Annotated in this window: 9 protein-coding genes; 4 read left to right on the top strand and 5 right to left on the bottom strand. The window is 52.8% G+C overall.

The window, feature by feature from the left end; genetic code table 11:
* Nucleotides 1-125 precede the first annotated feature (125 nt).
* Nucleotides 126-1,115 (bottom strand): tripartite tricarboxylate transporter substrate binding protein, encoded by a 990-nt coding sequence (locus tag ABYW01_RS07375; RefSeq protein WP_372831842.1) that lies wholly within the window; start codon nucleotides 1,113-1,115, stop codon nucleotides 126-128.
* A gap of 184 nt (nucleotides 1,116-1,299) precedes the next feature.
* On the opposite strand from ABYW01_RS07375, the gene ABYW01_RS07380 reads away from it, so the two are divergent.
* Nucleotides 1,300-2,931, top strand: a complete 1,632-nt coding sequence (locus ABYW01_RS07380) for an ATP-binding protein (protein WP_372831843.1) — start codon at nucleotides 1,300-1,302, stop codon at nucleotides 2,929-2,931.
* A gap of 26 nt (nucleotides 2,932-2,957) precedes the next feature.
* Nucleotides 2,958-3,656: a response regulator gene (locus ABYW01_RS07385; RefSeq protein WP_372831844.1), complete on the top strand. Its 699-nt coding sequence runs from the start codon at nucleotides 2,958-2,960 to the stop codon at nucleotides 3,654-3,656.
* A gap of 22 nt (nucleotides 3,657-3,678) precedes the next feature.
* On the opposite strand, the gene ABYW01_RS07390 is transcribed toward ABYW01_RS07385, so the two are convergent.
* Entirely contained in the window at nucleotides 3,679-4,074 is a 396-nt protein-coding gene (locus ABYW01_RS07390) for a rhodanese-like domain-containing protein (RefSeq protein WP_372831845.1), read from the bottom strand.
* Complete coding sequence (locus ABYW01_RS07395; protein WP_372831846.1) at nucleotides 4,075-5,280, bottom strand: YbfB/YjiJ family MFS transporter; 1,206 nt, start codon at nucleotides 5,278-5,280, stop codon at nucleotides 4,075-4,077.
* Between the two features lie 97 nt (nucleotides 5,281-5,377).
* Between ABYW01_RS07395 and ABYW01_RS07400 the strand changes: the two genes are divergently transcribed.
* Nucleotides 5,378-6,199: a helix-turn-helix transcriptional regulator gene (locus tag ABYW01_RS07400; RefSeq protein WP_372831847.1), complete on the top strand. Its 822-nt coding sequence runs from the start codon at nucleotides 5,378-5,380 to the stop codon at nucleotides 6,197-6,199.
* Here the strand turns inward: ABYW01_RS07400 and ABYW01_RS07405 are convergent.
* Nucleotides 6,196-6,843 (bottom strand): TetR/AcrR family transcriptional regulator, encoded by a 648-nt coding sequence (locus ABYW01_RS07405; RefSeq protein WP_372831848.1) that lies wholly within the window; start codon nucleotides 6,841-6,843, stop codon nucleotides 6,196-6,198. The genes ABYW01_RS07400 and ABYW01_RS07405 overlap by 4 nt on opposite strands.
* Before the next feature lie 93 nt (nucleotides 6,844-6,936).
* Here ABYW01_RS07405 and ABYW01_RS07410 point away from each other — a divergent pair, with 93 nt between their 5' ends.
* Complete coding sequence (locus tag ABYW01_RS07410) at nucleotides 6,937-8,466, top strand: 4-hydroxyphenylacetate 3-hydroxylase family protein (protein ID WP_372831849.1); 1,530 nt, start codon at nucleotides 6,937-6,939, stop codon at nucleotides 8,464-8,466.
* 67 nt (nucleotides 8,467-8,533) lie between these two features.
* Here the strand turns inward: ABYW01_RS07410 and ABYW01_RS07415 are convergent, their stop codons facing one another.
* A complete protein-coding gene (locus tag ABYW01_RS07415) occupies nucleotides 8,534-8,965 on the bottom strand; it encodes an acyl-CoA thioesterase (protein WP_372831850.1) in 432 nt (143 codons plus the stop codon).
* Between the last annotated feature and the right edge of the window lie 200 nt (nucleotides 8,966-9,165).

Below are 9,165 nucleotides of genomic sequence, written 5' to 3' on the forward strand. Positions count from 1 at the left end.
CAGATATTCATGGAACACTCCCGAGGCTCTATACATCAGCCTTGGCTTAAAAAGCTCCGGCTAGCCCGCGACAGAAGACAGAGCGGGCACCGGAGGGAAGAGAAAACGCAATAGCGTCGATGTGTTTACTTCAGGAAGCCCAGCTCACGCATCAGTGCGCCGACTTCGGTTTCTTGCTGTTCGAGGAAGCTGACAAACTCTGCATCCGGTTTGAAGATCTCAGTCCAGCCGTTGCGCGAGCGTACGGATTCCCACTCATCGGTTGCGTACATCTTCTTCAAAACCTCGACGTATTCCGCTTTGTCGGCATCAGAAACACCCGGAGCCGCAAAGAAACCACGCCAGTTGACGAAGGTTGCGTCGTAGCCAAGCTCTTTCAGCGTAGGTACTTCAGGAGCCGCATCGGAACGGTTGTTACCGGTCATAACCAGAATGCGCACTTCGCCTGCCTCTGCCAGTGCCAGTGCTTCGCTGAAACCGGTGGAAAGCAGCTCGGTTTCACCGGAAAGCAGGCCCGCCATCGCTTCGCCGCCTGCATCGTAAGCCACGTAGCGGACCTGACGTGGATTGCCGCCTGCGGCTTTGAAGGCCATGGCTGCGACCAGATGATCCATGCTGCCGCGGGCGGAACCGCCGGAGATTTTGACTTTGCGTGGGTTCTCACGGTAATCCGCAACCACTTGCTCAAAGCTGGTGTAGGGAGAGTCTTTCTTGACGACAAACGCGCCAAAATCACCGATGGTTGCTGCAATCGGTGTCAGATCACGGAACGACTGTGGGAATACCTTAGACAGAGAGCGGATCACGATAGGGGTAGAGTTCACCATGAGCGTGTCTTTTTTCTGTGCAGCCGTTTCGATCAGGTGGGCAATCGCTTTACCGCCACCACCACCGGACATGTTTTCGTAAGAGACGGTGTCGACCAGACCTGATTTAGACAGGGCTTCGCCGGTACCACGTGCTGTACCGTCCCAGCCACCCCCTGCGCCGCCGGGGATCAGAAAGTGAACATTGTCCATCGCAGATGCGCTGAACGAAGCACCGGCAGTCAGGCAGGTGGTCAGCACGGCAGCGATCAACGTTGAACGTTTACGGAACTGGGGTTTGTTAAACATGGGACACAGACCTCGTTGTTGTTTTTGTGTATGCCCCTAAGTTAGATCTGCGTGATTTTTTTAAACAGCTTGTGGTCTTAATGGCTTTTTAAAACCTAAAAGCCATTTTGTTCATATTGTTTACGGGTGTTTGAAAAGTGAATTGGCTAAGCTCAGACATATATAACGCGGCAATCTAATAAGCATGACGATACTCAATCGCTTAAAACTCAAAAGCCGGATGATTCTGATTCTGGGACTGATGGCACTGGTACAGACGGGCCTTATTGGCCTCTTTGCACTGCATTACCTGCAGCAGTCCCTTGATGAGCAGATCGGTCAGCGGGCATTACATGTGGCGAAAACCATCGCCGCCATGCCGTCTGTCGTTGAAGCAGTGGAGGGCGGTGATATCCGCTATCTGCAGCCGATCAGTTTGCTGCTGGCAGAAAAGACGCAGGCACGATTTGTGGTGATCGGTAATATCAATGGGATCCGTTTAGCCCACCCTAATCCGTACAAAATCGGTCAGTCTATGGCGGATGATGAGGGAGATGACAGTGCAGAAGCGCTGGTGCACGGTAAGGGATATATCTCCAAAGCCCTAGGGAGCCTCGGTTGGTCGATGCGCGGTAAAGCGCCGATCTACAGTGAGGACGGTCATAAAGTGGTCGGGGTCATTTCGGTGGGATATGACCTCAATCGGGTCGCGGAAATTATCCAGCGTTATCGTCTGACGCTGATCTTAGTGATTATCGGGTCGTTTGTGCTGAGTGCCTTGATTGCGGTGTGGTTTGCCAATCACTTTAAACAGGCGATTTTTGGTCTGGAACCGGAGCAGATCGCGCGCCTGTTTGAAGAACAAAAAGCCACCTTGGGTTCGGTGCGTGAAGGCATTATCGCGATCAATGCGGAGGGTAAGGTCACCACCTTTAATCCTGCGGCAGTTGAAACGCTGGGCTTACCAGAAGGCACCCAACTCAGCGGTAAAAACATCAAGGATGTGATTCCTGACAGTTCGTTGCTGGATGTATTAAAAAGCGGGATACCGCAGTATGACCGCGAGCTTTGGCTGAATGACCATACCTTTGTCGCCAACCGGTTGCCGATGAAGCAGGGCGATAAAATCACCGGTGTGGTGTCCAGCTTCCGGCGCAAAGATGAACTGGATCAGGTCAGTAAAAAGCTTACTCGTATTCAGCAGTATGCCGACACATTGCGCAGTCAGGCGCATGAATATTCCAACAAACTACATACCATTGCCGGGCTGATTCAGATCGGGGCGAACGATGAAGCGCTGGCCTTGATTGGTCAGGAGAGCCGCAGCCATCAGAAACTGATCCGCTTGTTACTGGATGCGGTGCCTGATCCGATTTTAGCTGGCTGTTTGTTGGGCAAGTACAACCGCGCCCGTGAACTGGGCCTGCGTCTGAAAATCGATCCTGAAAGCCGGATGACCGAGTTGCCGGATCATCTTCCGCGGGAACAGCTGGTCAGTATCCTTGGTAACCTGATTGATAACGCCTTGGAAGCCACACTGCACAGTGATAATGCCGCAGGCGAGGTGACGTTATCCATGAGTGATTTTGGCAATGATCTGATCTTTGAGATTGAGGATCAGGGACCGGGCATCGACGAAGCCGAGCAGCTGAGAATCTTTGAAAAAGGGGTCAGCAGCAAAGCCAAAGAAGGGCGTGGAATCGGCCTGCATCTGGTCAAAAACTTACTGGATAACTTGGGAGGCACGGTCACTGTGGAACCCGCCTCTCAGCTTGGCAGTCGATTTATCGTATATATACCGAAGCAAAGGGAGCAACGCTCTGTTCAGGCGGAATAAAACCTGAATACGGGGCGATAAAAATAATGAATCCTATTCGAGTTGTTATTGCAGAAGATGATCAGCAGATCGCAGAGATTCAGCGGCGCTTTCTGGACCGTATTGATGGGTTTGAGCTGGTGGGTGTGGCTCACGGTTTAGAAGAGGCTGAAGATCTGGTCGATGTATTACAGCCGGAGCTGCTGTTGTTAGATATACAGTTTCCGACCGGCACCGGGCTGGAGCTGTTACGGACCATGCGCTCGCGTAACAGCGAAACCGATGTGATCCTGATTACCGCAGCCAAAGAAGTAGAAACCCTGCAGGCGGCGTTACGTGGCGGGGTGTTCGACTACATACTGAAGCCCTTGGTGTTTGAACGTTTACAGGAAACCCTGCAAAACTTTAGTAGCCACCGGGCCAAGTTGCAGGCGATGCAGTCGATTGCTCAGAGCGACGTCGATACCATCCTGCCGCGTGGCAGTTCAGCGGCTGTGGGTACGTTACCCCAACAAGAGCAGCGCCTGCCAAAAGGGATTGATGCGCTCACATTGGAGAAGATCCGTCAGGTGTTCAGCGCTCAGGCACAGGCCTTGAATGCTGAGGAGATGGGAGAGCTGATCGGGGCCAGCCGCACCACTGCAAGGCGGTATCTGGAGTACATGGTCAGTACCAATGAGTTGGCGGCAGAGGTGAGTTACGGCAGTGTAGGACGCCCGGAGCGCCGCTATAAGCAAGCGGCGTAAGCGCCGATCATGCAGTCTGGGTTTAGTCTTTCATTTGAATAGCGCCGTCAGCTTCGCGCCAGGCACCAAAACCGCCGTGGATATGTTTCACCTTGCTCAGCCCCATCTCAACGATGGCGCGTCCTGCCAGTGCTGAGCGCAGTCCACCGGCGCAGAACAGCACAAATGTCAGATCTTTCTGGAAAATCCCCTTCGCATAGGGGCTTTCAGGGTCTATCCAAAACTCCAGCATGTCACGAGGGCAGTGATACGCACCGGGAATCCGGCCTTCACGATCCAATTCCCGAATATCGCGGATATCCACAAACTGAACACCCTCCTGTTGATAGAGATCCAGTGCTTCGCAGACGGTGATCTCGTCCACAATTTGATTGGCTTCTTCAACCAGCTGATAGATACCTTTAGTGATGTTGCTCATTTAGGTGGTTCCTTTCAGAGTTGTCGATTGAGTGCAGTGATTGCTTGCTGTTTTAGACAGCTGCATCGCCCAGAGCAGAGCAATAATGCCTGCCGTCATCACCAGCAGTGTCATGAGCAGGCCGCTGTAATAGTTACCATTCATCTCAGCCAGATAACCCACAATCGCGGGAGCGATCATTTGGGCCAGACCGTAGCTGAAGGTCAGGCGGCTCATCGGGCGGGATGGGTTGTGAGGATAGAGCCGTCCCACCATGGAGAGCGTCATGCTGACGATACCGATAAAGCTGCCCCCATAAATCACGGCGCTGAGCAGAGTGACAGACAGCTCCTGACTGATCATCAGCAGCAAAATGCTCAGGCTGTTGAGCACATAGGCGAGAAACAGTGCCAGCCATTGACCGTAGACTCGGGCAAAACGGTCCCATAAGCCGCAGGCCGGAGCGCAGGCCAGTCCCACCACCAGCCAGATCAACCAGCCCTGACCGCGTAACGTGTCTGAGGATTCAGCGATGGCGACCAGAAATGTTGCGGTGATCACGTACCCGACTCCGGCACAGAAGTAGGCGGTTTTCAGCACTGGCATAAACAGGCCGGAGACGGATTGTGCGGACGTGTTGGTCGCCGGTCGGATTGCATCGTCTGCCTGATCCGGAAACCAGCGCCAGACCAGGAGGGTAAGCACTAAACCCACCGATCCGTAGATCAGCCATTGTTGGTCCCAGCTGAAATGGTCTTTAATCAGTTCAGCCAGCAGAGCGGTGATCACAATGCCAAGGCCTAAACCGGAGAAAAAGATCCCCAGCTCTGCCTGATGCTTGTGTTTCATCAACCAGTGCATCAGCAACCCTGCACCCAGTAAAACGCCCGCCGAGCTGCTGAGGCCAGAGATGAAACGCAGCAGATACCAGATGATTTCGTTCTGCGTAAACGCCATCAGCAGGGTTGTGATAACCGCGCCACACAAACCACTGCGAAACAGAATCTGTTTCAGCTTGAGACTGCTGATAAACGAGATCAGCAGGGCGCCGCTGAGATAACCCGCATAGTTCGCTGCAGCCAGATAGCCCGCAACGGATTCACTGAGGCCGATCTCTTCCATCATTTCAGGAATCATCGGTGTATAGGCAAAACGGGCGATGCCGATGGTAATAATCATGCCAAGGACGCTGGTGATCAGCATTCTGGCTTTGCTAAGGGTGGGCATCAATTTAACTCCGTGACTGTTCTTCTGACACAGTAGCGGATACGCTTGTGGCTATCTTTATATGAAAAGACAATTTGTATATATAATCAGCCAAGTTATGAATACGCCTGATAACGAACTCAATCTTTTGACCATGCAGCAGTTGCCACGCGAAGTGTTTGTGCGGCAGGAAGAGATGCCTGCCCGGCACTTTTTTCCGGCTCATACGCACGAATGGCACCAACTGCTATATGCCATCTCCGGTGTTCTGGTGGTGACGCTGGAGGGTGAGCGCTACTTTATTCCACCGGAGCAAGCGATCTGGTTGCCTGCGGGATGCCTGCACAGTGTCTATACGGAATTTGGGGCTGACCTGAAGAGTCTCTACGTTGACCGCAGTTACCGGGGGCTGGATACGCCAGACAGTTTTGAGCGTTCCCAAAAAAGCACTGTGTTACATATCACGCCGCTGATGCGTGAGCTGATCAAAGAAGCGGCCGGTTTTGCCGTGGAGTATCCATTGGAAGGGTACGAAAACGATCTGATTCAGTTATTGCTGCAAACCTTGTCCCGCATGCGTCGTGAAGAGGGGTATCTACCCTGGCCGACCGAAAAGGACCTGTTTCAGCTGTGTAACCGGCTTTATGAGCAGCCCGATGACACCTCGTCTACTGCAGTGCTTGCTCAATCGGTGTCTATGTCTCAGCGCACGCTGGACCGTAAGTTCCGCAAGGAAACCGGGATGTCATTTAAGCATTGGCGCTTGCAGTTAAAGATGTTGAAAGCGATTGAGCTGTTGAATACGGGGCAGAGTATTACCAGTATTGCACTGGATCTGGGGTATAGCTCCCCCTCTCCGTTTATCTATATGTTCCGCGAACGGACCGGTATCAGCCCGGTCCAGTATCGAAAACAGCGGGAAACGGGTGTGTCGTCTTAAGGTGTGACTGACGAGAGTATCCATTCCAGCCGATCTGCCACATAGCTCTCCATCATCTCTACCGGGCTGAGATTAAACATCCGCATACGACCCGTATGGGCCAGCATCAGCAAGCCTGTGGCATGGGCGAAAATCTCTGCGGTGATCCGTGTGGCTTTGGCCTGATCAATGCCCAGTGCCACAGCGGTATCGGTAATCGCTGATAAGGCCGCTGTTAGTTGATTGTTTAATGGCTGGTTACGATCTTTACCCACCCCTTTGGGCGTCATTCCGCCACGGAACAGATAAAAGCCGAGATCCAGATCTTTAGGATTTAGATGATAAAACTCAAAAAAGCCCATAGAGGCAGCGCTGAAGCGATCTGACGGCGAGCTGGCTTTATGCTGTGCCCGATCCATATGTGTTTGCAGCCGGACAAGAGATTCTTCCAGCAACGTAGCGTACACCGCTTCTTTTGATGCAAAGTGAAAATACAATGCTGCCGGTGTGTAGCCAGCTTCCTGCGCAATAGCCCGTAAGCTGGCACCTTCAAGACCTTCCTGAGCAAATATCTTGCGTGCAGCCGCCAGTATCATCTCCCGCTTCATATCTTTCACCGCCTGCTTTCGGGCGCTATTGCGGGTGGTTTTTGTACTGTCGGTCATGGTCGAGCTCTATCGGTTTGTTGTATTGATTAAAAATTTTAACACTGTTAGATTTTTGTTGAAAGAGCACTAATTTATCAGGGTGACATGACGATGTTGATGACAGCAGATGACTACCGGGAATCGCTTCGCCGCTACAATCCTCGGGTGTTTGTGAACGGTTTACAGGTGACCAGTGTGGTGGATGAGCCGTTGCTGACACCGGGTATCAACGGTGTGGGTGTGACCTACGATTTTGCCCATCAGGATAAATACCGTGACTGGCTGACCGCGACACAAAGCACCTCGGGTCAGTTAGTGAACCGTATGCTGCATATCAACGAAAGCAGCGACGATCTGCTGAAAAAGTTGGAAGCCGTGCGTGCGGTCTGTGCTGAATCAGGCTGCGCGCAACGTTACCTGAGTCATGATGCGTTGAATGGGTTGTATCAGGCGACACAGCAGACCGATGCGAATCACGGTACGGATTATCACAGCCGTTTCCTTGAGTATCTGCATCGGGTACAGGATGAGGACCTGACCTTAGGTGTGGCGATGACAGATGCGAAAGGGGATCGCTCCAAACGTCCCGGCCTGCAAAGCAATCCTGATGTCTATGTACATATCAAAGAACGCCGCCCGGATGGCATTGTGATTCGTGGTACCAAAGCGATCGTCACCGGCGCGCCCTATATGCATGAGTTTCTGGTGATGCCCTGTCGCACCCATACACCTGAGGATGCGGATTTCGCCGTTGCTTGTGCGGTGCCGGTGGATGCTGAGGGTGTGACCATCGTTGCCAAACCTGCGGGTCGACCGGGCGAAGCCGCGGCTAAGTTCTCAGCCAAATACGGTCAGTCCACGGGGGTGGTGATCTTTGATGATGTGTTTGTGCCGCATAAACATGTGTTTCTGGCGGGAGAGACCGAGGAGGGTGGATTGCTTACCACCTCCTATGCCAACCACCATCGGCATTCCTGCATCGGAGCGCGGGCCGGATTTGGCGACCTGCTGATTGGTGCAGGGGCGCTAATGACCGAGGCCAATGGCCTTGATCCTGATAAACATAGTCATATCCGCGATGCGATGGTTGAGCTGATCACAATTACCGAAAGTTTCTATGCTTGTGGGATCGCGGCATCGGTCTACCCCACGCATGATCCTTCTGGCGTGATGATGCCCAACCCCATCTATGCCAATATCGGAAAATTGCTGCTGGCGACTAAGATCTACGATATGCACCGTGTGGCGCATTATGTCTCGGGTGGTTTAGTGGTCGCGCTGCCGGGGCCGGATGAAGATCATAATCCGGAAACGCAGGTTGATCTGTTGGATGTGTTAGGGGCGAATCCCAATGTTCCGGCAGCAGAGCGGGTGGAAGTCTCACGCTTTATCGAAGACCTTACCGCGTCTCATCAGGGGGGATGGTACTCGATGATCTCTTTGCATGGTGGTGGTTCACCGGAAGCGATGAAACGGGAGATCTGGCGTAACTATCCGGTGATGGAAAAAACCGAGCTGGTGGAGCGTTTGCTGGACCGTGGTGTTTTGGATAACGGTCAGAAGGTGTCTAAGCAACCGGGCCGTTGCTGTGCCAAAGGGTGTGAACCCCCTGAGGCGATAGGCGGAAGTGAATCAGAGTGATGAAACAATGAAAGCGCTGGCCAGAACATCAGCCAGCGCTCAGATCAAACAGAATCGTTAGGGGAGATCAGCGCAGATCGTCGATGGAATACCCTTCCAAAGCGTATGCGGGCAGTTCTGTTTCAGCTGGCACCGGTGTGGACTTGCCGTTGTCGTCGATGGCGACAAACTTAAAGGTCGCTTCTGTCACTTTTTCACGATGACCGATACGGCCGCGGCGTACCCAGGCTTCCACGTGTACGTTGATGGAGGTGCGACCCACTGACTCAATATCGGTATAGACCCCCAGAATATCACCCACCTTGACCGGGCGGATAAAGCTCATGGTATCCAGCGACACGGTAACAACACGGCACTGGGCGCGCTGACCGGCACAGATACCGGCGGCCATATCCATTTGTGACAATACCCAGCCACCAAAAATATCCCCTGCCGGGTTGGTATCCGCGGGCATCGCGATCGTGCGGGTCGTCAGTCGACCTCTAGTCGTTTCTGTCATAGCAATCGGCCTTGCTTGTTTTATTGGTTGTTAGTTATACAGCACATTATTCCACTTTAGTTGTAGGGGGGGGAAGGGCCAAGGGATGAATCATTCATTTGGGCGAGCAGTAGTGTCACCTGATCCAGAAGTTGGCTTTTAGCAAATTGAAACTGGTTGTCTTGATTCATGGGTGTCCACTGCCGTTAACTCATCATACG

The organism is Pontibacterium sp., from assembly GCF_041587635.1.
In the GTDB taxonomy this organism is placed as follows: domain Bacteria; phylum Pseudomonadota; class Gammaproteobacteria; order Pseudomonadales; family Balneatricaceae; genus Pontibacterium.

Bases quoted from the DNA above. Each gene is read 5' to 3' on its own strand.
- ABYW01_RS07375 (WP_372831842.1), bottom strand. From the start codon at position 1,115: ATGTTTAACAAACCCCAGTTCCGTAAACGTTCAACGTTGATCGCTGCC.
- ABYW01_RS07380 (WP_372831843.1), top strand. From the start codon at position 1,300: ATGACGATACTCAATCGCTTAAAACTCAAAAGCCGGATGATTCTGATT.
- ABYW01_RS07385 (WP_372831844.1), top strand. From the start codon at position 2,958: ATGAATCCTATTCGAGTTGTTATTGCAGAAGATGATCAGCAGATCGCA.
- ABYW01_RS07390 (WP_372831845.1), bottom strand. From the start codon at position 4,074: ATGAGCAACATCACTAAAGGTATCTATCAGCTGGTTGAAGAAGCCAAT.
- ABYW01_RS07395 (WP_372831846.1), bottom strand. From the start codon at position 5,280: ATGCCCACCCTTAGCAAAGCCAGAATGCTGATCACCAGCGTCCTTGGC.
- ABYW01_RS07400 (WP_372831847.1), top strand. From the start codon at position 5,378: ATGAATACGCCTGATAACGAACTCAATCTTTTGACCATGCAGCAGTTG.
- ABYW01_RS07405 (WP_372831848.1), bottom strand. From the start codon at position 6,843: ATGACCGACAGTACAAAAACCACCCGCAATAGCGCCCGAAAGCAGGCG.
- ABYW01_RS07410 (WP_372831849.1), top strand. From the start codon at position 6,937: ATGTTGATGACAGCAGATGACTACCGGGAATCGCTTCGCCGCTACAAT.
- ABYW01_RS07415 (WP_372831850.1), bottom strand. From the start codon at position 8,965: ATGACAGAAACGACTAGAGGTCGACTGACGACCCGCACGATCGCGATG.